Source organism: Paenibacillus pasadenensis (assembly GCF_002864175.1).
Lineage (GTDB): Bacteria > Bacillota > Bacilli > Paenibacillales > Paenibacillaceae > Paenibacillus_O > Paenibacillus_O pasadenensis.
The window spans coordinates 417,184-439,993 of record NZ_NFEZ01000001.1 but is presented as its reverse complement, the minus strand read 5'-3'; the positions used below and the strand labels follow the sequence as shown (position 1 = coordinate 439,993).

Below are 22,810 nucleotides of genomic sequence, written 5' to 3'. Positions count from 1 at the left end.
GCTTTTTTCTTGCCGTCACCCGCCCGAGAGCCGCTCTTCCGCGAGCCGCAGGGCGGCCTCCGATGCCGGAATGCCGCGCTCTTCGGCCAGATCGAGCACGTCGAGCAGCGTCTGCCCGACGGCCTCCACGTTTCGCTTCAGCCGCGCCTTGCCGAGCCCCTGCAGCTCGCCGGCCGTGATGATGATGCCTCCGGCATTTACGATGAAGTCCGGCGCATACAGGATGCCGCGCTCGTGCAGCAGCTCGCCGTGCCGCTCCATCAGCAGCTGGTTGTTGGCCGCGCCGACGACCATCCGGCATTTCAGCCGGGGGATCGTCCGGTCGTCCAGCACGCCGCCTGCCGCGCACGGCGCATAAATGTCGCAGGCCGTGCCGGCGACGTGCTCGGTCCTGACCCTTTTCGCCCCGAAAAGCCGGATCGCCTCCGCTTCGGCTTTTGGATTCAGATCGGAGACGAGGAGCCGCGCGCCATCCTCGTACAAATAGCGGCATAACCGGCGGCCGACCTTGCCGAGCCCCTGCACGAGCACCTTCAGGTCATGCAGCGTCGGCAGGTTCATCTCCCTCTTCACTGCGGCGCGCATCGCCAGGTAGACGCCGTACGCGGTCATTTCCGCCGTGAATTCGTCGGTGGCCATGATCGTGCCGGTCGTATCGGTCACATGCTTCGTCCGCGTCCGGATCGCATCCATGTCGCGGATCGTCGTGCCGAGATCGAGGCCGGCGACATAACGTCCGCCAAGACGCTCGATCTGAGTGCCGAGCGCTTGAAAAAGCCGCGTGCGCGCGGCCTCGTCCGTCTCTCCCGCCTTCCACGGATCTCCATCGTCCTGCCAGACGACAGCCTTTCCTCCGCCGTACGGGAGCCGGTAGGCTGCGTTTTTATAGGTCATGCCCTTCGCCAACCTCATCGCATCCCGCAGCGCCTCCTCCTCGGAGCCGTAGCGCTTCATCCGGCAGCCGCCGAGCGCCGGGCCGGACCGCGTATCGTGCAGGACGACGATCGCCTTCAGCCCGCTTGGCGCATCGTGGCACAGCATGACCTGCTCATGCGACTCCTGAATTATTTCCCGGAAAATATCCATGCTCCGTCCCCCCCTTGTCCTTCGCGGACTACAGTGTATGCGGGGAGGCGCTCCCGATATGCGGTCCGCGTCCGCCACGCTTTAGGAAGCCGGCTCCCCGACGGCGCCGAAGCTCGCTCGAGCAGGCGGCGGCGCCGCTTTTCCGGAACGCCGGGATGCGGCCTCGGCGCCTCGGCCAGGCTCCTATGCCGGTCTGGCTTGACCCGAATGGGCGATGGCTGGAATTGCGCTCCTGCACATTTGTACCGAAGGCCCAATCGCCCTGCCCTCCCGCTTCGTATGATGTCGCATACCACAAGAAAGGGGATTGACACCATGTCTTATGGAGTTGGCGGTGTTGGTGGTGTCGGCGCGGGCTGCGTCGGCGGCTGGGGCTACTCGAGCATCGGAGCCATTCTGGTTCTCTTCATCCTGCTGGTCATTATCAGCCGCGCATTTCTCTGCTAGTACTACCTGACAAAATCGCGGCTTGATCCAACTTGAAGCGAAGTTCCCCCGCGGCAGCCGCCGCGGGGGATTTTGCATGCGCTCCTTTCCGCCTCGCAGCGGCGGCAGCGCCGCGGGCCGTCCGCTCTTGCAGCAGCGGCAGTGACGCGGGCCGTCCGCTCTTGCAGCGGCGGCAGTGACGCGGGCCGTCCGCTCTTGCAGCGGCGGCAGCGATCCGGACCGCACGCCACCAAGAGCGTGGCGGCAACCGCACATTTGTCCGCCCTGTCCGAACGTCCCGGCGAATCTCGCATATGCTGAGGTAACTTACGAGAAAAGGAGAATTGCCCCATGTCCGAGTTTGTCGAAGGCGTCGGAGTCGCCTCGGCTTCGCGCGGTCCTTCCTCGACCAGCATCATCCTCGTCCTGTTCATTTTGCTGGTCGTCATTTCCGGCGTTTTCTTCGTGTAGGTTGAAACGAACGCCAGCCGTCCCGCCGGCTGCTGCGCAGCCCCCGGCGGAGACAACGGAACAGCCATGAGAGAGGACGGCCGAACGGCCGCCCTCCCCCATGCCTCTCCGTGCTTTTTCCGCCCTTGCAGCCGGCCATCTCGGCTTATGCCCATTTATGCGCGAATGCCCTCCCTGCCCAAACATCCCGGCCGTCCCATGCGTATGATGTCTTATCTCAAGCGAAAGGGGATTTGACAAATGTCATACGGCGTTGGCGGTGTAGGTGGAGTCGGAGCAGGCTGTGGCGGAGTCGGTTACGGCGGTCTCTGGACGAACACGGGAGCGATTCTCGTTCTGTTCATTCTGCTGGTAATCATCAGCCGGGCGTTCCTCTACTAGTTCGCACAGAAGGAGCCCGCTCGAAGAGCGGATCGCGGACTCCCGCGAGCGGCATCCTGCCGGCTCGATCGAGAAATCGTAAACCGATTCAACTTGAAATAATCCATCCAACTTGAAAGGGGATTTGCACATGTCTTACGGTGTAGGCGGCGGAGCCGTCGGAGGAGCAGGCGTCGGCCCAGGTTGCGGCTATGGCGGTTTCGGCTACTCCAGCACGGGCGCCATTCTGGTTCTCTTCATTCTGCTGGTCATCATCAGCCGCGCTTTCCTGTACTAGATCTTTCCGAACCCGCTTCTTCGCAGCAGCGATCGCACTCAGCCAAAAGAACGCCCCTAGGGGCGTTCTTTTTTTGATCATTTTAAACTTATCCAATTAAAACCCCTTCCGTTCCCACGAATAAAACGGGTTTGATATGTACAATTTTATGATCAGAAACATGCGTCAATAAAGCCGACTTGCCGTAATGGGGAGGCTTATTTCGGTTTGGTTGGATTGCGGCTCGCTGCGAGGCGCGGCAAGCAGCCGGAAGGGAAAGCGACAGCAAGCGGAATGGAATGGCGCTAAACATGGAGCGGCGCGCGAACCGGTTAGGCGAAATAGAATACGCGGCGCAGCAATTCTCAACGAAGGAAGGACAGGTCCGCACGATCCGGGTTGGCGGTTGGACGAGCGGCCGGGTGCGGCCAGCCGCCGAATTCAGACGTTCAGCCGGCGCGATTCAACCGTGCTCGATGCGACGAAGCATGCCGAGGAGCAGCGGGCAGGCACCGCATTAGCGGACGCCGAAGGCTCGGGCGCCGTGCGAAAAATGGCCCTTATCAAAGGAAATCCGCATAAAATAGCGAAGAACGACGAAATCGAACGGATAAATCCGTCCGATTGGGCTTTTTTGGTCAAGAAAGAGTCAAAAAAGAGGGAGAGGTTGCTAATAAACCGAACATTTGTAGAGGTCCACCAAACAATAATGCGGAATATCCCGCTTCAAAACCCTCATTTCAAACGCAGGGCGGAAAATCGCCTCTTCCTCCCGAACGAACGGCTCGCCCGCTCCAAATGGCGCCGCTCAGGCCGACAGCAGGCAGCCAAGCAGCCAAGCAGCCAGGCAGCCAGGCGGCGGCATGACGCCGCAAGCCGAGCGCAGCTCCGCTTGCAGCGGAACAAAAAAGACAAGCTCCGCCGCGCTGCTTGCGCAGCAGGGAAGCTTATCGGGTGGGATCGGGAATGACTTGCCGAGTCGAGCGGCGGCGGTTCAGGCGGGCGCTCTGCCGGACCGCGCCTTACTGGCGGCGCTCCGCCGGACCGCGCCTTACTGGCGGCGCTCTGCCGGACCGCGCCTTACTGGCGGCGCTCTGCCGGACCGCGCCTTACTGGCGGCGCTCTGCCGGACCGCGCCTTACTGGCGGCGCGCGATACGCGCCTTACTGGCGGCGCGCGATACGCGCCTTACTAGCTACGGTCTTTCAGCTCGCCGATCTTCTCCTGCACCTCGCCCTTCGCCTTGTCGATCTTGCCTTCCGCCTGCAGGCGAGGATTGTCCGTCGCGTTGCCCCATTGATCCTTGACCTCGCCCTTTGCTTTGTTGACGGCGCCTTTTACTTTATCGCTCAGTCCATCTGCCATGTCTGATCGCTCCTTTTCGGTAAGGGTGGCCTTGCGGCATCTGGTTCTTCTTACCCGGAACGGGAAAGCGATAAACGAATCGCAGCCCGGCAAAGAGCCGCGCCCGCCTCGGACAAGGCTCTGAGAACGAAAAAGCCGCGCGGAAGGAATCGGAATTCCTTGCCGCGCGGCTGCTTGCCGAATCGCTTAGTAAGCCAGGGAGAACAGGCCGTTGATATGCGACAGGTAGCGGATGTTGGAGGCTTCCTTCATCAGCGTAGCCGGCAGGCCCTTCAAACGAGTCTGGTTGCCGCCGATCGTGCCGATCGCGTCCTTGCGGCCGAGCGAGCCCAGCGTACCGGAAAATACCGGCTGGAACGTATCGAGCGGATAGCCGTTGAAGTAGGCATGCAGGTTGTAGCCGATGAGCTCGCCCATCTGCCAGGCCAGCTGAGCCGTCGGAGGGAACGGACGGCCTTCCGGACCCATGACGACGGCGCTGTCGCCGGCGATGAAGACATCCGGGTGGGACGTCGACTGCAGTCCTTCCGTCACCGTCGCGCGGCCGCGGTTGACCTCGATGCCCGAGTTCGCCACGACAGCGGTGCCTTGCACGCCGCCGGTCCAGATGACCGTGCTCGACTCGATCGTGCTGCCGTCCTTCAGGGAAACGGTCTTGCCTTTCATCTCGGTGATCGGCAGGCCCGTCTTGAAGACGACGCCGCGCTTCTCGAGAGAAGTCGTCGCGCGCTCGACCAGCTCGGCCGGGAAGCCCGGGAGGATCGTCGGAGCGGCTTCGACGCAGTACAGGGACACGTCATCGTAGCTGATGCCGTGCTGCTTCACGAGGCCCGGCAGCATGTCGGCGAACTCGCCGACGAGCTCGATGCCCGTCAGGCCGCCGCCGCCGACGACAAAGGTCAGGTCGGCCTTGTCGCCGGACTGCTTGTATTTCGCCACGGAAGCCTCGACATGCGCCTTCAGCTTGTTGGCATCGGCGACGGACTTGAGAGTGAAGCTGTGCTCCTGCAGGCCCGGGATGCCGAAGAAGGCCGTTTCGGTGCCGAGGGCGATGACGAGCGCGTCATACGACAGCGTCGTGCCCGTGCCGAGCTTGACGGTTTTCTCGTCCGGCTTGATCTCGGTCACTTCGCCGATCTTCAGGTCGATGTCCTTGCCGCGCAGCAGCTTGTCGAGCGGCAGCGCGACGTTGCCCTCGGACAGGTTGCCGACGGCCAGACGGTGCAGCTCGGTGATGATTTGATGCGCATTGATGCGGTTGACGACCGTAATCTGGGCTTGCTCCGGCGTAAAATGCTTGCGCGCCGTCGTGGCAGCGAGAAGTCCGCCGTAGCCGCCGCCCAGGATAAGAATATGCTTGGCCATGTTCATCCTCCGTTCACGTTCTATCGGCCTCCGCGCGGGAGGACGGGATTCGTTCTAGTTCTTCTGCTTTTCCTTTTCGCCGAGCGCTTCGAGGAACGCCTGCGTGAAGCGCAGCGTGCGCTGCACGTTCGGATCCTTGAGCATGCGCAGCATGCCGAACAGGCCGACCGTGTTGGACTCGTTGGCCGCATGGTCGCCTGCCTCGATCGCTGCTTGAGCGACCGTTTTCGTCTTGTCGACGATCGGCTTGACCATTTCGCCCAGGCCGCCGCCGAAGTCGCTCAGCAGCACCTTGTCGGTAGCGAGGGACTTGGCCACGTCATAGGAGCTGGTCATGAGGGTCACGATTTCGGCCAGCTTCGGAAGATTGTCGACGAGCACCGTAAGGGACTGCTGCACTTCCGGCTTCATGAGCTGGTCAAGAATGTCGCGCTGCTGCGCGGCGGCCGGCTCTTGCGTCGCCACCGCTGGAGTGGTTTGGTTGTCGGACATGGAAATACTTCCTCCTTTACTCTGGAAATGCGGTTCCGCCCCCATGCGGCCGCTGGACGGCCGGTCGGGGAGGCAATTCGCTTCGCTGCGGGATCGGCAGGCTCGCGGGCCGGGACGGCTTTGTACCAAATTTCACAAAACAAGGCGCAAAATCTTGCCCGTACCCGCTGACCTGCTGCACCCGGCCGCGAACGACGAGGGTCGGTCGCTTTCCCGGTCTTTGCGTTGTCGGCCCGTAAACGGCCCGGAACTTCTACACGTAAGTTTACAACTTAAACGACGGAACTGCAAAAGAAAAATGAGGATTCCCTCGACAGAATTTACAGGCCGCAAGCGTTTTATGCGCCCCCGCAGACGCCATCCGGAAAAATGGCGCCATTTCGCGGCGGGCGGCAGATTTGCGCGAGGCGGTTGCCGGCGCGGACACGGCTCGGGGCCGCTTGTTAAGCTAACGGGCCGTCATGCGTAACTTTTAGGGAATGTAGACATCTAAATAACATAAGGAACGAGGAGGCGGACTATTCATGGGAGGAACGAATTTATGGGATGCGGAGTGGGAGATCGACGAGGAGCAGGCGCGGACGCTGATCGGCAGACAATTTCCTCAGCTGTCATCGAAGCAAGTGAAGCGTTTGGGCTGGGGCTGGGACAATACGGTTTTTCTCATCGGGGATGAGTACGTGTTCCGGTTTCCAAGAAGAACATTTGCAATCGGCACGATTCGTATAGAAGGGAAGCTGCTGCCGAAGCTGGAGCCCTATATGACCATCCCCTATCCGAAACCGTTGTTTTACGGCGAAGCAAGTGACGAATACCCGGCGCCATTTCTTGGCTATGCCTACGTGCCAGGAGATTTCCCCATCGGCTTGACGGAAGAACGCCGGGCTTTATCGGTAGAAAAGCTGGCGAAATTTTTGCGCAGATTGCATGAGTTTCCCGTGCAGGCGGCGCTGAAGGGCGGAGCTCGGCAAGATCATCGAAACTTGACGGACATCGCGTCGCGCAAAGTGCAAATGACGGGATTTCTATCGAAGGTGGTTGAACACTTGTCGCCGGAGGAGTCCGATGCGATCGAAGCGTATATGGGCAGGCTGCAAAAGGACCGTGTCGAGTCGGTGAATGTGCTGCTGCATGGCGATCTTCATTTCAAAAATATGCTTGTGAATGAGAACGGGATCGTTTCCGGCATCATTGATTGGGGCGATCTGAACGTAGGCCATCCGGCTTGCGATTTGAGCGTTGCTTATAGCTTTTTGCCGCCTTGCGCTCGCGGCGCGTTTTTCGAGACGTACGGAGGAGCGGACGAGGAAACGAAGCTGCTGGCGCGGCTGATCGCGGTATACATCCCCATCCTGATCTTGATGCAAGCGGTCGATGACGGGAATGAAGCGATTGCGGCAGAGGCGAAATCCAACATCATGCGGGCCTTGTCGGATTAGGCGTAAAAAAAGCGCATGGAACCGCTCGAGCGGTTCCATGCGCTAAAACCATAGGCGAGCCGGCAAAGCCGGCTCCTGGTCGGAGCACAGCCGGATGCGCAAAAACCGCGCGGCTGCTACATCCAACTGTCGATATCGTCATCGTCGATATCGTCTCCCTCAAGATCGACGCCGGCACTAGCGGCGTCAGCGACGTCGCCTTCCTCGCCAATGCCGCCGGCACTAGCGGCGTCAGCGATGCCGCCTTCCTCGCCTTCTTCTTCAGCGTCAGCGTAGCGATTTTGCTCGATCTCAACCTCAGCGGCCGCAGCCGCCTCGCCCGCGGCCGCCGACGCTTCGCCGGCCGCGGCAGCAAGCTCCGTCGGCGCCGTCAAGCCTGCGGAGGCGGCATAGGCCGCGCCGCCGCCCGCCGTTCCGGCCACGAGGATGCCCCTCTCGGCCGGAATGAACAATTGCAGATTCCGCACGCCGTTCGCGCGGATCTCATTTTCAACCAGATAACGGATCGAGTCCATCAGGTTCGACTGGCCGTTGATCCAGTCCATCACCTCGGGCGACTCGTTCTTCTTCGTCTTCAGGCTGATATTCTCTCCGGGCTGCTTGATCTTCTTCACCCGGCCTCACCCCCTGTGCGCCTTCGCCTGCTGTCGTTCTGTGCCGGCCTCAGGCCGGCTGCTTCGGGCCCTTGGCCTTGAGCGCCTCGAAGATCTTGCCGCGCACGAAGGCATCGAGGCCCTCGGCGTTCATCGTCACCGCATGCTCGGCCGGAATGTAGAGCAGCTTGATCTCGCGCTCCTCGCACAGCTCCTGGAGCATCGGCTGCAGGATCGGCTTCATGAGCACGCTGCCCCCGCCGTACACGCAGATGACGTCGATCTCGTTACGCGCCTTGGTCAGCTGCTTGCGGAGGTTCTGCACGATATGGCGGGCTTGTCCCTCGAGCGGACGGCGCAGCGTCTGGATCGCGCGGCTATGGTATTTATGCTGCGGGTTTTTGATGACGTCGCTGAAAAACTGGCGCGGGCTGTCCGGCAGATGCACGAGCCGGTTGAAGTCGTCAAGCGCTTCCTCGATCGCGTAGCCGGCGCCGTGATGGCTGCCGTGCACGAACTGGCGCAGGAACTTGTTGCCCTCGGTGATCGGATATTCCGTCGATCCGTCGCCGATGTCCGTATGCAGCACGCGCTTGTCCTTGAAGTACGAGCCATTGAACTTGGACCCCAGCTCGTACGCTTCGACGAACTCAGCGAAAATGTCGCCCGAGCGCCAAGCGCCCTCGCGGTCCTTTTGCAGGGCGAATACGACCGGAGTCGCTTCCGGAATCGCCTTGACGTAGTCGAAGACGATGCTTACCGGCACGCGCATCTTGTTGAGGTGGACGGTGACTCGGTGCGTGCCCTCGGTGAACTTGGCTTCGAACTTCGCCGCGTTCTCGTCGGTATGCTGCGTGACCGGCAGCGCCGTCGCCATGTCGACCGTCACCTCGATCGGCTCGCTCGGCACGCCTTTGGCCTCGTCGTAGGCGCGCTGCACGGCTACCGCCGCGACCTGCGCAAGCGTGTTGATGATGGGCAGATCCATGTCGGCCTTGTTGTCGATGCCGATCTGCAGATTCTCCAGCAGCTCGCCGCTCATCAGGGCGAACTTGCCGATATAGTACATGCCCGGGCGCGCCGCCGGGGAATCGATCGTGACGATCAGCTGGTCCTGCAGGTTGCGGATGAAGCTCTCCGGCGGCAGCTCGTCGCTCCACGGAAGCTTGTCCACCCGGCAGCATACGTTCGGCTGGCGGATCATCTTGCCGTCGACGAACAGATCATGCTCGCTGTTGCCGTTGTCGTTGCCTACCTGAAAATGTACCTTCATGTTTCGGTTCCTCCTCGTCTCTCGGCTCGGGAGAGCGGTTGTGGCCGGCCACGGCCGGCCGGGCGCGGGCGCGCCCTGTTCGCGGCCAGGCGGTATTGCCTGGTAATATCATTCGACAGGGGCAGCGGTTTTCCTTCCGTAGTCCGGCAAGTTCACAGCTTGTTCCCCGTTCAGGGGAATATTTCCTGGGCAATCGTCACGGCTGTCCGCGCTGCCGGGCCTTGTCCGCCAGCAGCCAGCCGACCGCGAACAGCGCCGCCATCGCCGCTCCGAGCACCGTTTTGAGCGCGGCCGTGCCGTTCAGGAGAAGCAGCTGGAGCAGCACGAGCGCGACGAGTCCGGCGTTTTCCTTGCGCAGGCGGCGGAACGTGCCCTTGCGCAGCCGGTACACCAGCACTCCGGCGACGAGCGCGTAGATGAGAAAGAACAGCGAGGCGGCAAGCGTTTCCATCGGCTTCCTCCTTCTTCGAACGAAGCTGGCGTCGGCTGGCGTCTGTCGGGCCGGGTCAGCTGTTGTCGGACGCCGGTGCGGACGGAGCCGGACCATAGGCCGGTACAGGCATACCCAGTGTAACCCAGCCCCCGTGTCGAAGTAAGGGGAAACCTGGCCGCGCGCGGCGGGGACCGGTTATTTTTCCTCGACGATGACGGTGGCGTTGTAGATCACGATGCGCTTGCCGTTCAGGTCGAACAGCACCTTGTTGCCGTACTCCGTGTCCTGGATGTCGATGCGTCCCTCATACTGCTGTAGCAGATTTCCGTTCTGGTCGTACACCTTGACGGTCCGCTCCAGTCCTCCGGCATTGTTCGACTTCCAGGTCTTCAGCTGCCTGGAGCCGTTCTCCGTGCTGAAATACCAGGCGGTGCAGCCTCCGATCGCGACCAGCAGCGCCAGCGTCACGGCGAGCCAAATCCAGCGTCCGCGTTTCTTCATCGGTTCTCCTCCTCTTTCCCTCGTTTCGTTTCCATGGAACTGGGTACGAACCGCAAGCCGATTCGGCTTCGTTTCTTTCCTGGTTCAACCGCTCTCGGCGGCGGTTGTTCCCTTGGCAGCCAAGACCGGCATCCGCTCGGGAAGAGCCCGCTCATGGAAAAGAAGCCTCCAGCTCCGCCGGCAGGTTCTCGCGGATGTAGTACCCGGCGTTCTCCGGGTCGAACACGAACGAGCCCGGCAGCCGCCGATGCAGCTCCCAGGCGGTCTGCGTCTTGCCGGAGCCGAACGCTCCGTTGATCCAGATGATGGCGCCCATTCCCTCGCCTCCTCTTCTCCCGCTTGCCCGCTCTTGCGCGGGCCGATGCTGCCCTTAGGACGAGCCGGATCGAGCGAAGGTTGCGATGGAACGATCCGGTTTCCATTCATGCCCAGCGCTGGTATGATAGGGATCATTCGCTATCGCGATTCGGAAAGGAGACTCGTCGCTTGAAATCCCGCCTGCTCTACAGTCTGAAGATTCTGGAAACCATCTTGATCCTGCTGCTCTCCTTCTTCCTGCTCGCTCAGCTGATCCCGTTGCCGGAGACCTATTTCAAGGACTTCGGCCAAAAGACCGCTGACCGCGAAGGCCGCTATTTCCCCGCCTCGGACCCATCGTACCGGCCTTACTACGGCTCCAGGCTCCGCGTCGAGGGGGCGTCCGTGAACGGCTCGGACATCAGGATCTATCTGACCTCCTGGAAATTTTTCTATGGAAGCGGACTGCCCCGAGATGTTCTCGTAAAAGCCGACGACGGCACCGTGCTCACCCGCTCAAGCGGGGCCGCCACGAGCTCGTTCTGGCTTGAACGGGGCGGACTCGTCTTCCGCGGCCTGCCGGAGTCGGCCCAGTCGGTCGACGTCATCGCCGAGTCCTACGGCCAGTCGGCCGCATTCCACATTCCGCTGGCGAAGGAGGATTCCCCATGACGCATGACCTCTCGTCCCCGCAGCCCGAAGCCCGCTCATCCCGTCCCCTCTGGAAAGGCCATTTGATCCGCTGGATTGTCATCCTGCTGCTCGCGGCGCTCTCCTTCTCGCCGTTTTGGAGCGGCTGGTCCCGCACGCCGGAAGGCGCGGCCAATCGGCTGCTCTACGGATTCGAGTACCCGCCGGCGTCCCTGGTCTCCTCCCTGGCCGGCCCGGACCGCGTGCAGGCGGCGCTGCTGCTCGACCGCGAGCACGGCTTGATTCACCAGGTAAAACTGAAGCGCATCCTCGGCGTGCTGTGGAGCGGCTCCGCCATCGGCATCTCCCATCCGATGGACGAGGACATTGCCGTCAATATGCTCTGGAGCATCAACAACGATCGCCGCAAAAGCACCTATATGCTGGCGGGCCAGATCGGCGATGGACGGATCGCTTCGATCCGCATCGCCTGGCCGGACGGGAACAGCTCGGAGCCCGTTTTTGCCGAAGGATTCTACCAAGCCTTTCACGTGACGCCCCTGAAGGACGGGGAGCCGCCTTACCGAGGACAGGTGGAGCTGCAGGCGTACGACAAGGACGGCAAGCTGCTCTACGAGGTGAGCGAGTCGAATCGCGAAGCCCGCTTCGAATCGTGAGCGCGAGGTTGTGCACGCCCCTCTGTCCGCAGTATGCTGAATGCTGATCACGATTCCGATGCGGGAGGAGGCCGATCTCTGACGAACCGATCCGATGCCTGTGAATCCGAACGAAACGCGCCCGGCCGCGACGCCGAGGCCGCCCTGCTGCGCCGCCTGCTGGACTTCGCGGCCTCGGAGCCGGAGCTGCTCGCCGATCTGCGGCAGGTCCGCGAGCACGGTCCGCCCGGGGCCTGGCTCGCCGCCGGCTATGTCCGCAACCTCGTCTGGGACCGTCTGCACGGACGCGCCGAGCGCACGCCCCTGGACGACGCCGATGTCGTCTACTTTGATCCCGCCTGCCCCGACGAGGCTGCCGAAAAGCCGTGGGAGCAGGCGCTCGCCGCGGCCAGGCCAGGCCTGCGTTGGTCGGTCAAAAACCAGGCGCGCATGCACCCGATCAACGGGGACGAGCCGTTCGCCGGCGTGGCGGACGCGATGAGCCGCTGGCCCGAGACCGCCACCGCCGTCGCCCTGCGGCTCTCGTCGGACGATCAGGTCGAGGCGCTCGCCCCGCACGGGCTGAGCGACCTGTTCGCCATGAAGCTGCGCCCGAGCCCGCTGCAGCGCGATCCGTCGCTGTTCGCGCGGCGGGCGGCGGCCAAGGGCTGGCTGGAGCGCTGGCCGCTCGTCCGGCTGGCGGACGGCTCCGGGCCCATAGGCGTGCCGCAGGAAGAACGCATTCATCCGAAGGAGGAAGCAAGCATGACAAGTCTCGGCTATATCAACGGACGCTTCGTGTCGCTGGAGGAGCTGGTGCTGCCGATCGAGGAGCGCGGCCATCAGTTCGGCGACGGCGTCTATGAATTTTTCCGCGTGTACGAGGGCCATCCGTTCATGCTGGAGGAGCATCTCGACCGGCTGTACCGCAGCGCCGACCTGATCCGCATCGACATCGCGCCGGACCGCGACGAGCTGCGCGCGATCATGGACGAGCTCGTCACGCGCAGCGGCCTCGCCAGCGGCGACATCTACCTGCAGGTGACGCGGGGCGTCGCGCCGCGCAACCACGCCTTTCCGTCGGTGCCGTCCTCGCTGACGATGACGATCAAGCCGTGGCGCGAGCTCGCCCCCGGCGTCCGCGAGCAAGGCGTGCAGGTGCTGCTCCATCCGGACGAGCGCTGGCTGAACTGCCACATCAAGTCGCTCAACCTGCTGCCGAATATCCTCGCCAAGCAGGCCGCCGTGGAGGCGGGCTGCTTCGAGGCGGTGCTCGTGCGGGACGGCTTCGTGACCGAGGGCTCGAGCTCCAACGCCTATCTCGTCCGGGACGGCGCGATCCGCACGCATCCGGCGACCAACCATATCCTCGGCGGCATCGCCCGCATCGCCGTGCGCCGCATCGCCGAGGAGCAGGGCATCCCGTTCATCGAGGAAGCGTTCGGGCCGGAGGAGCTGCTGGCCGCCGACGAGGCGTTCCTGACGAGCAGCGGCATTGAGCTCGTACCGATCGCCGGCGTCCATGGGCGCGGTCCGATCGGCTCCGGCTCGCCGGGGCCGGTCGCGCGCGCGATCCACGCGCGCTACGCCGAGCTGACGCGCCAGCGCTGATTGCGAGCGAGCGAGCGGGCGTCCGCCTGAGCGGAGCCCGCATCGCATGAAAAAAGCCTCCTTTCCGGCCGAAGGTCGGAAAGGAGGCTTTTTGCCGTCGCTACATATAGCTGCGGATGCGGGCGCCGAGCTCCCGCGCCAGCGCATCGGGGCCGCGCCGCACATCCGCCTCGTGCAGGCGGAACGAAGCGCGCGTCTCGTCGGTGCCGAGCCATTCGGAGAAGGCGCCGCCCCGGCGGTCGACCTCCATCATCACGTCTACGTAGCCCGGGGACGGGAGGAACACCATCTCCAGCTCGTCGAGCCGGCCGAACTCGCGCGTGCGCGGCACGAACTCGAATTCCTGCAGCACCGGCACTCCGTAGCGCGAATGCCCGACATGCTTGCACTCCACCTCGCGGGTGCGGAAGCCAAGGCGCTCGACGGCCTCCAGCACGCTGGCGACGAGCGGATGCGGCAGCACCTTGATGTAGTCGTTGTCCGCCGCATCGAGGGCGCTCGCGATGTCGAGCGACGTCTTGATCCACACCTGCGTGCCGCCGGCCGTGATCGGCGTATGCTGCGGCAGCACCCAGCGGAAGTCGAATTCCTCGCGGCTGCCGGCGCCGATCTGGAACGACTCGCGCAGCGGCAGGCGGGCCAGCGCGACGTTCTCTCTGACCTTGCTGTCGTTCACTTCCTTGATATAGCTCGTCATGAGCACGAGCTCAATGCCGTTGATCTGCTGCGGAACCGCTCCGCCCTCGACGAGGATCCGCCCGGAGATCTCGTCTCCGGGACGGACGCCGCTGTACGGCACCTCCAGCACCGTCTCGACCTTGGCCGCTCCGATTCCCATCGAAGCCATCATGTTTTTGAAGAAGGACATGCCGCCCACGCTCCCTGACCGATAGTTGCTCATTCCGCTCGCCCACGGGTCCGCTTCAGGACTGCCGGCCGGGGAATGATGCTGGAGATGGATACGGCTCAATCTGGAAAAAAGTTTCACCCGCATATTGGAATTCGCGCTAATCGCCCAGCTCCTCCAGCAGCCGCTCCGCGACGAGCCGCCCGCCGATCGTGACGATCGGCGTGCCGCCGCCGGGATGGGCGGAGCCGCCCGCATACCAGAGGCCGCGGATGTCGCGGTCCCGGCTCGGAAAACGGAAGAACGCCTGGCTCGGCCGGTTCGACGACATGCCGTAGATCGCTCCGCGCCAGGCGCCCGTCCGCCGGGCCAGATCGTCCGGCGTCAGCACGCGGCGCAGGCCGCCCGCCTGCGGGTCCGTCCGCTCCGCGATGCCGCTCAGGCCGCGGGCCTCGAGCAGGCTGAGGATGCGCTCGGCATAGGCGTCCTTGAGCGCCTCGTAGTCCAGCCCGTCCCGCTGGGCCGGCGCGTTGACGAGGGCGAACAAGCTCGTCCGCCCGCTGCCGCCGACCGTTCCCGCCGCCGCCCCGCCGCCCGACCGGCACACATAAATGGCCGGATCGGCCGGCAGCTCCCGCCGTCCGAACAGGTCGTCGAACTCCGCCTCGTAGTCGTCCGGGAAAAAGACATTGTGATGCAGCAGGCCGCCCAGCTCTCCGCGCAGTCCGAGCAGCAGCACGAAGCCCGCTACCGAAGGCTCCAGCCGGTCGAGCCTCCGATCGGGCGTCGACGGGCGATGGAGCTCCGGCACGAGCCGGCGCAGCGCCTCGAGCGGATCGGCGTTCAGGACGACGGCGTCGGCCCGGACGAAGCCGCCGTCCGTCTCGACGCCGGCCGCTCGGCCGTGCAGGACGGCGATGCGCCGGACCTCGGCCCGCGTGCGGATGTCCACGCCGAGCTCGCGGGCGAGCCGCGCGTACGCCTCCACAATCGCGTAGCTGCCGCCGTCCGCGGCGAATACGCCGCTGCCGCCGCCGTCTCCTGCCTCGATATGCGCCATCATGTTGAAGACGGCCGGCGTCTGCCGCGGAGCCGAGCCGACGTAGGTCGCATAGCGGCCGAACATCGCGAGCGTGTTCGGGTGGCGGAAATAGCTCCGCAGCACGCGGTCCATCGAGGCGAGCGGACGGATGCGGGCGAAGCCGGCGAGCAGCGACGGACGCAGCCGGTCCTTCCAGTCGAGGATGAGCCCGCTCAGAAACTCCCGCTCGGCGAGCGCATGCAGCCGCGCGCTCTCCCGCATGTAGGCGCGGTAGCTCCGCGCATCCTCGGGGCTGTAGGCGGCGATCTGCGCCTCCATCCGCTCCGCGTCGGCGGTCAGGTCGACGACCGACCCGTCCGCGAAGCGGCTGCGCGCGATCGGATCGAGCGGCCGGAAGCGCACGTAGTCCTCGCGCTTCCGCCCCGCGGCGTCGAATACGGCGTCGAATACGGGCTGCATCGTCAGCGTGCTCGGCCCGTTGTCGAAGCGGTAGCCGCCCTCCTCGACGCGCTGCAGCTTGCCGCCGAGCTCCGGCTCCTTCTCCAGCAGCGTCACCCGGCAGCCCCGGGCCGCCAGATGGATCGCGCAGGACAGGCCGCCGAGCCCGCCTCCGACGACGGCGATGCGGCGTCCGGTCCGGCCGGAGCTCGAGGCTGCGGGGCGCGCGGGCGGCGGCTCAGGGCCGCGGCCGAGTCTGGACCCGTCGTTCATGCGTATCGCCTTCCTTTCCATTCGTAGCCCCGCTTGCGGTAATGGCAGCGGGCCGAGTCCGCCCCGATCAGCAGCACGAGCGCGATGCTCGCCGGCAGCAGCAGGCAGTAGGCGGCCGACACCGCTCCGCGGACGTCGACCGCGAGCTTGACGAGCGCGCCGAGCGCCCATGCCGCGGCGGCCGCCGGCAGCCACGCCGGGGGCTGGCCTGAGGCCGCCCACGCCGCGAGCCCCGCCAGCAGCCCCGCCGCAGGCAGCAGGTAGAGCGCCGCATAAGCCGCGCTCACCGCCAGCAGCAGCGGCAGGCTGCGGCCGAGGCCGGGGAACAGGTTTTTGCGGTAGCCGGTCCACACCTCGGCGGCGCCGCGGTACATGCGGCTGGAGGCGAGCGCGTCGATGCGGGCGAGCCGCGCCGGCTCCCCGCCGCGCTTGGCGAGACGGATCAGCTCCATGTCGTCGAGCAGCGACGAGCGGACCGCGGCATGTCCGCCGATCCGCCGGTAGCTGTCGGCGGCGATCAGGATGAACGCGCCATTCGCCGCCGCGAAGCGCGGATCGCGCGAGCGGCTCACGAGCCGCAGCGGCAGATGGCAGAGGATCGTGAACAGCATCATCGGCACGACGAGCTTTTCCATCCAGGTGCCGGTCTCCTGCCGGGGGAAGCCGCTGACGAGTCCGCTCCGCTGCGCGGAAGCCTCGCGGGCCGCCGCCTCCAGCGCCTCCGGCTCGAGCGCGACATCGGCATCGAGGAACAGCAGCCATCTGCCCGACGCCTCCGCCGCCAGCTGGGCGCAGGCATGAGACTTGCCGAGCCAGCCTTCCGGCAGCTCGCGGCCGTCCAGCAGCCGGATACGCGAGTCCGGCAGCCGGGCGAATCGCCGGGCGATGTCCGCCGTGTCATCGTCCGAACGGTCGTCGAGGACGAGAATTTCCCGCGGCCGGCCGCGCTGCGCGAGCAGGCTTTCCAGGCAGCGCGGCAGGTTCCGCTCCTCGTTGCGGGCAGGGATGAGAACGGAAATATCACTTGGTAATACAATGTCATTCTCAGGATTACTTCGATTAAAATCCCGCGATTCAGAGAGATGGAGCGCGTTTGGAAGAGAATCCTTCTCTGCCTCCGCCTTCCTCTCTGCCGTTCCGGGTGCGGGAAATGCCCGCTTCCCCCTGTCGCCAAGCGGTCGGTAATACCGAGTGTTCCATACAATGAAAACGAGCTGCAGCAAAAGCGCTGCGGCTACGAGCGCGAAAATGGCTTCCATCCGCGCCATCCCTCCTTCCACCCGCGATAGCGGTCCGAGGTGGAGCGCCCTCCCCGCAGCGCGAGCCGGAAGCGCCCTCCGTCCGGAAGCGGCCGATCCGTCAGCTCCCGGCGATGGACTTCCAGCTGGCGCTGCAGCAGCCCGGCGACGAGCGCCGCCGCCTCGTCCCGGCTCAGCGCGGACCAATCGCGCCGGATCGGCTCGCCGGCCATGACGGTCGCCGCCGGCTTCTGGTGGTCGCCGAGCGCATAATGCAGCGCCACCGGACGCAGCTCGGCCGGGCCGAGCCGCCGCAGCAGATGCCCGATGCCGCCGAGCGCCTCGATCGGCCGATCCGGCGGCGTGATCGCGCCCTGCGGGAAGATCCACAGCGGATGCCCGGCGCGCAGCTTGGTCTCCGCGTAGGCGAGCGAGGCGAGCGTGTCGCGGGGCTGGTCCCGGTTCACCGAGAACGCCCCGAGGCGGCGGAAGAACGGGTATTCTCTCAAGCCTTTTTCATCCATCAGGATGTACGGATCCGACTGCGTCAGCCGCTCCGTCAGCTGGAACAGGACAAGCCCGTCCCACCAGGACACATGGTTGGCGGCATACACGACCGGCAGCTTGCCGACGCCAGCCGCGTCCGCGCCTGCGCTCGCCTCCGGCTCCAGCTCGCCCCACAGATAGACGCCGTGCAGATGCCGGGGGAACAGATAGAGGCTCTGGTAGAGCGCGAACAGCCGTCTAAACGGAACGCTCTTGGCGGCGGGAATCAAGGCGGACCCTCCCTTCGGCGAGCGCGATCCAAAAGAGGGAGAGGACAAACGCGGCGGTCAGTCCGGCGCGCAGCGCCAGCAGGCCGAACAGCAGCAGCATGAGCTGGTACAGCCGCAGCGCCAGCCGCCGCTCGCGCGCGCCGCAGGAGACGGCCGGCAGCAGCAGGCTGAGCAGCGCGCCGACGATGAACCAGCTGACGAAGTTGGCGGTCGGGATGCCGTAGTAGAAGCCTCCGCCGGCCCAGTCCCAGAAGCCGCGCGCCTCGGCGACCGGATCGAGCACGAGGTCGAGCAGCACGACCCACAGGCCCGTCTCCAGCGCCCGCCGCGTCCGGCTCGTCCGCCCGGACAGCAGCGCGCCTCCCGCGATGACGCCGATCCAGGCCAGCCCCATCGTCCACGGCACGCCGGAGAGCATGCGGCCGAGCTCGTCGGTGTAGACATACTCGCCGAACGGGAAGCCCGTATGCGTGCCGACCCACTCGACGGCGAACGTGCCGGCGGCGATGAGCAGCGCCGGGACCGCCAGGCGCCGCCAGCCGGTACGGACCGCGAGCAGCTCGAGCCCGCTGAGCGCGTACAGGACGAGGAAGACGCCGCTCGCGAACGACAGCGCGGGCGGCACCTCCGCGAACACCTGCAGCACGAAGCCGACCGCATACCAGACGAGGAAAAACGCGGTCAGCGGCAAGCCGCCGAGGCCGATGCGGGCGAGCAGCGGCGGACCGGGCCGCCGCGCAGCGGCCGGGGCGACCGGCGGCGGGAGCTCGGCGAGCCGCAGCGGGGATGCTGCGCCCGGCGGCGAGGAAGCCGCTTCGGCCTGATCCTGCCCCGCCTCGCCGCTGCGGCTCACAGCGCCACCCGGGACGGCTCGGCCTCGTCCCCGTCCAGGCCGCCGACGCCTCGACCGGCCTCGATCTCGGGGCTCCGCTCGCCGCCGCGCGCCGTCTCGGCCGCCGCCATGCCCTGCAGCACCGCGCGCAGCAGCCGCTTCCGCCCCTCGTCATCGACATAGGCCCGCCGCGTGAACACCTCTCCGCCGATCGCCCGCACCGCCTCCACGATCTCGCCGTAATAGGCTGCCGCCAGGCGGATCGAGAAGGCGCTGTCCGCCGGATACGTGTGGATGCCTTCCAGTCCTCGGCGGAACCATTCCGCGGCGACGGAGGCGAGCTCCTCCAGCACGCGGAGGAACGCCTCGTTGACGACGCCCCGCTCGAACTGCTCCTCGCTGTAGCCGCAGCGCTCCATCAGCTCGAGCGGCACGTAGCGCCGGCCGAGCCGCTGGTCCTCGCCGACATCGCGCATGATGTTGACGATCTGCATGCCTTTGCCCAGCCACACGCCCGCCTCGGTGATCGCCGCTCCCGGCCGCTCATGCAGCACCGGCAGCAGCATCTCGCCGACCGAGCCCGCGACGCGGTAGCAGTAATCCTCCAGCTCCTCCATGCTGCGGTAATGCGTGCGGACCTGATCCATCCTCTGTCCGCCCATCTGCGTGCGGAACGGCTCCTTGCCGATCGGGAAGCTCGCCAGCAGCCAGCGCAGCGCCGGCCAGATGAAGTGCCCCTCCGCGCTTTCCAGCCGCTCGAAGCGCTCCTCCAGCTCATCCAGCGTGTACGGGCTCGTATCGGGCTCGTCCACGCTGTCGTCGATCATCCGGCAAAAGGCGTAAAGCACGAATACCGCCTCCCGACGAGGGGAGGACAGCAGCCGGAACGCCTCGTAAAAGCTGGCCGAGCTTCGCTTCATGACCGCCTCGCACTCCGCGGCGAGCGCGGCATCCAGTCCTGTCGTGCCGTTGTTCATGTCCCCAACTCCTTTGCGATGATTCGCCCGAGCAGGCGGGCTCCCTGCATGACGATCGGAATGCCTCCTCCCGGATGGACCGACGCTCCGACCGCGTACAGCCGCTCGACCGGGAGCGGCTTCACCTGCGGCCGGAAGCCGCCGGACTGGCTCAGCACCGGCGCGATGCCGAAGCTGCCGCCGCGGTACAGGCCGGACCGGGCGGCGTCCCGCGGCGTGCGTACGCTCCGCCAGCGGATCGCCTCCCGGAGCCCGGGAAAGCGCAGCGCCTCGGCGCGCTCCAGCACGCGGTCGACCAGCTCCGCTCCCGCCCCGTCCCAGTCCAGCCGCTCGTCCGCGGGCACCGGGATGAGGAAATAGAGCACGCTTTCTCCCGGACGAGCCGCTCCGTCATCCGCCGCGACCGGGTTGAACGCGTAGAAGGAAGGCGTCCGGCTGATGCGTCCGCGGCCGAACACATCCTTCATATGGTCGAGATGCCGGTCCGACAGGAAGAACTGATGGACTCCCGCCTCCTCCCAGCGCCGTTCGAGCCCGAGATAGACGAGCAGGCAGCCGGAGGAAGGAATCCAGCGCTTCGGCCGGCTGCGCCAGCCGTCCAGCAGTCCCGCCAGGGCGGGGTAGTCGCCGTTGTAGACGACGGCGTCGTACGCCTGCTCCTCGCCGCCGGCGGACAGTCCCTCGCAGCGCCCGTCCCGCACCCGCACGCGCTCCACCGGCGTCGACAGGCGGATCTGCACGCCGGAGCGGCGGCAGGCCCGCTCCAGCGCCTCGGCCAGCCGGCCGTATCCGCCCCGGACATACCAGATGCCGTGCTTGTGCTCGCTGTAGGGGATGAGCCCGTACAGCGCCGGCGCCTGCAGCGGCGAGCCGCCGATGTAGAGCGACTGCAGCGAGTAGGCCTCGCGGATGCGCTCGTCGCGGAAATAGGCCGACGTCCAAGGATGCATCCCGCGCCAGGCGCGCGAGCGATAGAGGAAGCGCAGGTTGGCCGGCGTCAGGAACGAGCGCGCTCCGGGGAACGTACGCGAGAGGAACGCCTCGAAGCCGTAGTCGAACAGCCCCTCCATGTCCCGCATGTACCGCCGGAAATCCTCCGCCCCTCCGGGATAGGCCGCCTCCAGCACGCGCTCCTGCTGCCCGGCGTCCTGCCACTTCGTCCAGCGCGAGCCGTCCGGGTAGTAGAAGTCGTACAGCGGGTCGATGCGCTCCAGCTCGATGTCCTCCGGAGGCACGCCGGCCTCCGCCAGAATGTCGCGGAGCAGGTCCGGCAGCAGCACGATCGTCGGCCCCTGGTCGATGCGGAACCGGCCGGTGCCGTCCTCCTCGTAGCCGAGCCGCCCTCCGACGCGGGCCTCCTTCTCGTAAACGTCCACCTCCAGCCCTTGCCGCCGCAGCAGCAGCGCCGTCACGAGGCCGCCTACGCCGGCGCCGATGATCGCGGCCTTCATGAGCGGACCTCCGGCGGAGCGGCAGCAGCACCGCGCGCTCCGCGAGTCTCCGAGCCGCCCGCTGCCGGGGGACCGGCGGCTCCAGCCGCTCCGCCGCGTCGTCCTGGCCTCCAGCCGCTCCAGCGGCCGCGTCCGGCTCCGCCGCTTCGCCCGGACCGCTCCCGCTGCTCCTCCTCCAGCAGCTGCGCGCTGATGATCGCCGACTGGATGATCGTCGGCAGCCCGCTGCCGGGATGCGTCCCTCCGCCGACGAGATAGCAGCCCTCCAGCTCCTCGAAGCGGTTGCGGGGCCGCAGATGCATCATCTGGTCCAGGCTGTGCGCGAGGTTGAACGTCGCGCCTCGATAGACGTACGACTGCTTTTCCCAGTCCTCCGGCGTATACATCCGCTCCTCCTCGATGAGCGCCTCGACGGCGGCCGCGCCGGGGAGGCCGCATTCCGCCGCCAGCCGCTCCAGCATCGCGGCGCGCACCCGCGGCGCCTCCTCGCGCCAGTCGAGCCCGGAGCGGTTGTTGGGGACGGGCATCAGCAGGTAGAGCGCCGACTTTCCCGGAGGAGCCAGCGTCGGGTCGAGCCGCGACGGATGATGGATGTAGAGGGAGGGATCGTCCGACAGCGTCATCCGTTTCGTCATGTCGTCGACGTTGCGCCGGTAGTCGGACGCAAAGACGATCTTGTGATGAGGCAGCGCCGGCAGCTCCGCCCCGATGCCGAGGTAGAGCATGAAGGTGGATAAGGACAGCTTTTTTTTCTCCAGCCTGGCGGGCGTGTAGGACTTCAGCGTGCCGGGCTCGAATAAAGTCGTCATCGCATGGCCGAAGTCCGCGCCGATGACGACCGCGTCGACGTCCAGCCGCTCCCCGCTCTCCAGCTCGACGCCGACGGCGCGCCTGCCGTCCGTCAGCACGCGGCGCGCGCCCTCGCCGACGCGGATGGCGGCGCCGTGCTCGCGGGCGACGTCCGCCATCGCCTCGCTGATGCGGTTCAGTCCGCCGATCGGATGGTAGAGGCCGTATTCATGCTCGAGGAAGCTCAGCATCGTGAACGTGCCGGGGCATTCCCACGGCGACATGCCGAGGTATTTGGACTGGAACGAAAATGCCCAGCGCAGCCGCTCGTCGGTGAAATAGCGCGAGAGCCGCTTATGTACGGTGTCCGCGGCATCCAGCTTGGGCAGAGCCCGCAGCACGTCGGACGCGAAATAGCTGCGGGCCGAGCCGAACGGCCGCTTCAGCAGCGGCAGCACGCGGCTCAGCTTGTCCCGCTCCCGGCTCATGAAGCGGAGATAGCGCTCGCCGTTGCCCGGGAAAAGCTCCTCCACCCGGCGGGCCGTCTCCTCGTGGCTGCCTCCGGGAGAGAATTCGATCTCGCCGAACTTCAGCGTATAGAGCGGATCGACCCGCTTCAGCTCCAGGTAGTCCCTCACGTCGCGGCCGGCCCGCTCGAACAGCTCCTCCAGCACCGGCAGCATCATCAGGAACGTCGGTCCTCGGTCGAATGTGTAAGCGCCGATGCGAAGCGCCGAGGTCCGCCCGCCGACGTAGGCCTGCTTCTCCAGCAGCGTCACTTCGTGGCCGCGAGCCGCCAGCAGCATCGCGGCGGCCAAGCCTCCCGGACCGGCGCCGACGACAGCCGCCTTGATTCGTTTCCCCACTTCCCC

Annotated in this window: 24 protein-coding genes and 2 pseudogenes; 9 read left to right on the top strand and 17 right to left on the bottom strand. The window is 65.7% G+C overall.

From position 1 onward, the window contains the following. Positions 1–15: 15 nt before the first annotated feature. Positions 16–1,086 carry a Glu/Leu/Phe/Val dehydrogenase dimerization domain-containing protein gene (locus B8V81_RS01980; RefSeq protein WP_028598874.1) on the bottom strand — a complete coding sequence of 357 codons (1,071 nt, stop codon included), beginning with the start codon at positions 1,084–1,086 and terminating at the stop codon, positions 16–18. Positions 1,087–1,401: 315 nt separating this feature from the next. Here B8V81_RS01980 and B8V81_RS01975 point away from each other — a divergent pair, with 315 nt between their 5' ends. The 5 genes and pseudogenes from B8V81_RS01975 to B8V81_RS01970 all read left to right on the top strand — a co-directional run bounded on the left by B8V81_RS01975 (position 1,402) and on the right by B8V81_RS01970 (position 3,590). Then, positions 1,402–1,533 carry a sporulation protein YjcZ gene (locus B8V81_RS01975; RefSeq protein WP_084137223.1) on the top strand — a complete coding sequence of 44 codons (132 nt, stop codon included), beginning with the start codon at positions 1,402–1,404 and terminating at the stop codon, positions 1,531–1,533. A 330-nt stretch (positions 1,534–1,863) separates the two neighbouring features. Next, on the top strand, positions 1,864–1,983 hold the full coding sequence (locus tag B8V81_RS25495; protein WP_194843469.1) for a sporulation protein YjcZ: 120 nt from the start codon (positions 1,864–1,866) through the stop codon (positions 1,981–1,983). Positions 1,984–2,268: 285 nt separating this feature from the next. Next, a pseudogene (locus B8V81_RS26110) lies at positions 2,269–2,364 on the top strand (YjcZ family sporulation protein); the annotation flags it as partial. Positions 2,365–2,494: 130 nt separating this feature from the next. After that, positions 2,495–2,641 carry a hypothetical protein gene (locus tag B8V81_RS25085; RefSeq protein ID WP_164820184.1) on the top strand — a complete coding sequence of 49 codons (147 nt, stop codon included), beginning with the start codon at positions 2,495–2,497 and terminating at the stop codon, positions 2,639–2,641. Between the two features lie 385 nt (positions 2,642–3,026). Beyond that, the gene (locus B8V81_RS01970; RefSeq protein WP_028598873.1) at positions 3,027–3,590 is read left to right on the top strand and encodes a hypothetical protein; all 564 of its coding nucleotides are present in this window, start codon (positions 3,027–3,029) and stop codon (positions 3,588–3,590) included. Between the two features lie 221 nt (positions 3,591–3,811). Here the strand turns inward: B8V81_RS01970 and B8V81_RS01965 are convergent, their stop codons facing one another. The 3 genes from B8V81_RS01965 to B8V81_RS01955 form a co-directional block, all read right to left on the bottom strand. Then, positions 3,812–3,985, bottom strand: a complete 174-nt coding sequence (locus B8V81_RS01965) for a CsbD family protein (protein WP_084137222.1) — start codon at positions 3,983–3,985, stop codon at positions 3,812–3,814. A 186-nt stretch (positions 3,986–4,171) separates the two neighbouring features. Continuing rightward, positions 4,172–5,350 carry an NAD(P)/FAD-dependent oxidoreductase gene (locus tag B8V81_RS01960; RefSeq protein WP_028598872.1) on the bottom strand — a complete coding sequence of 393 codons (1,179 nt, stop codon included), beginning with the start codon at positions 5,348–5,350 and terminating at the stop codon, positions 4,172–4,174. Between the two features lie 54 nt (positions 5,351–5,404). Then, positions 5,405–5,842: a DUF1641 domain-containing protein gene (locus B8V81_RS01955; RefSeq protein WP_028598871.1), complete on the bottom strand. Its 438-nt coding sequence runs from the start codon at positions 5,840–5,842 to the stop codon at positions 5,405–5,407. 524 nt (positions 5,843–6,366) lie between these two features. Between B8V81_RS01955 and B8V81_RS01950 the strand changes: the two genes are divergently transcribed. Next, entirely contained in the window at positions 6,367–7,281 is a 915-nt protein-coding gene (locus tag B8V81_RS01950) for a phosphotransferase (RefSeq protein WP_028598870.1), read from the top strand. Between the two features lie 116 nt (positions 7,282–7,397). Here B8V81_RS01950 and B8V81_RS25575 read toward each other — a convergent pair whose 3' ends face one another. From B8V81_RS25575 to B8V81_RS01925, 5 genes and pseudogenes are all read right to left on the bottom strand, one after another. Continuing rightward, positions 7,398–7,895, bottom strand: a complete 498-nt coding sequence (locus B8V81_RS25575) for a hypothetical protein (protein ID WP_228551756.1) — start codon at positions 7,893–7,895, stop codon at positions 7,398–7,400. A 49-nt stretch (positions 7,896–7,944) separates the two neighbouring features. Then, the gene (locus B8V81_RS01940) at positions 7,945–9,147 is read right to left on the bottom strand and encodes a ParM/StbA family protein (RefSeq protein ID WP_028598869.1); all 1,203 of its coding nucleotides are present in this window, start codon (positions 9,145–9,147) and stop codon (positions 7,945–7,947) included. Positions 9,148–9,343: 196 nt separating this feature from the next. After that, complete coding sequence (locus B8V81_RS01935) at positions 9,344–9,598, bottom strand: hypothetical protein (RefSeq protein ID WP_028598868.1); 255 nt, start codon at positions 9,596–9,598, stop codon at positions 9,344–9,346. A gap of 177 nt (positions 9,599–9,775) precedes the next feature. Beyond that, entirely contained in the window at positions 9,776–10,081 is a 306-nt protein-coding gene (locus B8V81_RS01930) for a hypothetical protein (protein ID WP_028598867.1), read from the bottom strand. A 169-nt stretch (positions 10,082–10,250) separates the two neighbouring features. Continuing rightward, positions 10,251–10,397, bottom strand: a pseudogene (locus tag B8V81_RS01925) (tunicamycin resistance protein); the annotation flags it as partial. A 170-nt stretch (positions 10,398–10,567) separates the two neighbouring features. Between B8V81_RS01925 and B8V81_RS01920 the strand changes: the two are divergent. From B8V81_RS01920 to dat, 3 genes are read left to right on the top strand one after another with little or no spacing between them, the layout of a single operon-like run. Next, a complete protein-coding gene (locus tag B8V81_RS01920; protein ID WP_101807575.1) occupies positions 10,568–11,050 on the top strand; it encodes a hypothetical protein in 483 nt (160 codons plus the stop codon). Beyond that, the gene (locus tag B8V81_RS01915) at positions 11,047–11,685 is read left to right on the top strand and encodes a hypothetical protein (RefSeq protein ID WP_101807574.1); all 639 of its coding nucleotides are present in this window, start codon (positions 11,047–11,049) and stop codon (positions 11,683–11,685) included. Before B8V81_RS01920 ends, B8V81_RS01915 begins: the two co-directional genes overlap by 4 nt. Positions 11,686–11,718: 33 nt before the next feature. Further along, entirely contained in the window at positions 11,719–13,275 is a 1,557-nt protein-coding gene (dat, locus tag B8V81_RS01910; RefSeq protein ID WP_101807573.1) for a D-amino-acid transaminase, read from the top strand. Between the two features lie 100 nt (positions 13,276–13,375). On the opposite strand, the gene B8V81_RS01905 is transcribed toward dat, so the two are convergent. The 8 genes from B8V81_RS01905 to B8V81_RS01870 all read right to left on the bottom strand — a co-directional run bounded on the left by B8V81_RS01905 (position 13,376) and on the right by B8V81_RS01870 (position 22,804). Beyond that, a complete protein-coding gene (locus B8V81_RS01905) occupies positions 13,376–14,143 on the bottom strand; it encodes a sporulation protein (RefSeq protein ID WP_028598865.1) in 768 nt (255 codons plus the stop codon). A 139-nt stretch (positions 14,144–14,282) separates the two neighbouring features. Next, on the bottom strand, positions 14,283–15,875 hold the full coding sequence (locus tag B8V81_RS01900) for a phytoene desaturase family protein (RefSeq protein WP_101807572.1): 1,593 nt from the start codon (positions 15,873–15,875) through the stop codon (positions 14,283–14,285). Next, positions 15,872–17,134, bottom strand: coding sequence for a glycosyltransferase family 2 protein (locus B8V81_RS01895; protein ID WP_180968353.1), 1,263 nt, complete (start codon positions 17,132–17,134; stop codon positions 15,872–15,874). Before B8V81_RS01895 ends, B8V81_RS01900 begins: the two co-directional genes overlap by 4 nt. Further along, the gene (locus tag B8V81_RS01890; protein WP_180968352.1) at positions 17,110–17,889 is read right to left on the bottom strand and encodes a lysophospholipid acyltransferase family protein; all 780 of its coding nucleotides are present in this window, start codon (positions 17,887–17,889) and stop codon (positions 17,110–17,112) included. The genes B8V81_RS01895 and B8V81_RS01890 overlap by 25 nt, the downstream gene beginning before the upstream one ends. Then, on the bottom strand, positions 17,858–18,742 hold the full coding sequence (locus tag B8V81_RS01885; protein ID WP_228551757.1) for a carotenoid biosynthesis protein: 885 nt from the start codon (positions 18,740–18,742) through the stop codon (positions 17,858–17,860). The genes B8V81_RS01890 and B8V81_RS01885 overlap by 32 nt, the downstream gene beginning before the upstream one ends. Then, positions 18,739–19,698 (bottom strand): phytoene/squalene synthase family protein, encoded by a 960-nt coding sequence (locus B8V81_RS01880; RefSeq protein WP_084137216.1) that lies wholly within the window; start codon positions 19,696–19,698, stop codon positions 18,739–18,741. The genes B8V81_RS01885 and B8V81_RS01880 overlap by 4 nt, the downstream gene beginning before the upstream one ends. Continuing rightward, the gene (locus tag B8V81_RS01875) at positions 19,695–21,149 is read right to left on the bottom strand and encodes a phytoene desaturase family protein (RefSeq protein WP_028598861.1); all 1,455 of its coding nucleotides are present in this window, start codon (positions 21,147–21,149) and stop codon (positions 19,695–19,697) included. The genes B8V81_RS01880 and B8V81_RS01875 overlap by 4 nt, the downstream gene beginning before the upstream one ends. After that, entirely contained in the window at positions 21,146–22,804 is a 1,659-nt protein-coding gene (locus B8V81_RS01870) for a phytoene desaturase family protein (protein ID WP_101807570.1), read from the bottom strand. The genes B8V81_RS01875 and B8V81_RS01870 overlap by 4 nt, the downstream gene beginning before the upstream one ends. Positions 22,805–22,810: the final 6 nt, after the last annotated feature.

Coding starts and splice junctions, on each gene's coding strand:
- B8V81_RS01875 (WP_028598861.1), bottom strand. CDS start 21,149: ATGAAGGCCGCGATCATCGGCGCCGGCGTAGGCGGCCTCGTGACGGCG.
- B8V81_RS01905 (WP_028598865.1), bottom strand. CDS start 14,143: ATGTCCTTCTTCAAAAACATGATGGCTTCGATGGGAATCGGAGCGGCC.
- B8V81_RS01955 (WP_028598871.1), bottom strand. CDS start 5,842: ATGTCCGACAACCAAACCACTCCAGCGGTGGCGACGCAAGAGCCGGCC.
- B8V81_RS01930 (WP_028598867.1), bottom strand. CDS start 10,081: ATGAAGAAACGCGGACGCTGGATTTGGCTCGCCGTGACGCTGGCGCTG.
- B8V81_RS01940 (WP_028598869.1), bottom strand. CDS start 9,147: ATGAAGGTACATTTTCAGGTAGGCAACGACAACGGCAACAGCGAGCAT.
- B8V81_RS01975 (WP_084137223.1), top strand. CDS start 1,402: ATGTCTTATGGAGTTGGCGGTGTTGGTGGTGTCGGCGCGGGCTGCGTC.
- B8V81_RS01965 (WP_084137222.1), bottom strand. CDS start 3,985: ATGGCAGATGGACTGAGCGATAAAGTAAAAGGCGCCGTCAACAAAGCA.
- dat (WP_101807573.1), top strand. CDS start 11,719: ATGCTGAATGCTGATCACGATTCCGATGCGGGAGGAGGCCGATCTCTG.
- B8V81_RS01880 (WP_084137216.1), bottom strand. CDS start 19,698: ATGAACAACGGCACGACAGGACTGGATGCCGCGCTCGCCGCGGAGTGC.
- B8V81_RS01960 (WP_028598872.1), bottom strand. CDS start 5,350: ATGGCCAAGCATATTCTTATCCTGGGCGGCGGCTACGGCGGACTTCTC.
- B8V81_RS01980 (WP_028598874.1), bottom strand. CDS start 1,086: ATGGATATTTTCCGGGAAATAATTCAGGAGTCGCATGAGCAGGTCATG.
- B8V81_RS01915 (WP_101807574.1), top strand. CDS start 11,047: ATGACGCATGACCTCTCGTCCCCGCAGCCCGAAGCCCGCTCATCCCGT.
- B8V81_RS01895 (WP_180968353.1), bottom strand. CDS start 17,134: ATGGAAGCCATTTTCGCGCTCGTAGCCGCAGCGCTTTTGCTGCAGCTC.
- B8V81_RS25085 (WP_164820184.1), top strand. CDS start 2,495: ATGTCTTACGGTGTAGGCGGCGGAGCCGTCGGAGGAGCAGGCGTCGGC.
- B8V81_RS25495 (WP_194843469.1), top strand. CDS start 1,864: ATGTCCGAGTTTGTCGAAGGCGTCGGAGTCGCCTCGGCTTCGCGCGGT.
- B8V81_RS01900 (WP_101807572.1), bottom strand. CDS start 15,875: ATGAACGACGGGTCCAGACTCGGCCGCGGCCCTGAGCCGCCGCCCGCG.
- B8V81_RS01935 (WP_028598868.1), bottom strand. CDS start 9,598: ATGGAAACGCTTGCCGCCTCGCTGTTCTTTCTCATCTACGCGCTCGTC.
- B8V81_RS01950 (WP_028598870.1), top strand. CDS start 6,367: ATGGGAGGAACGAATTTATGGGATGCGGAGTGGGAGATCGACGAGGAG.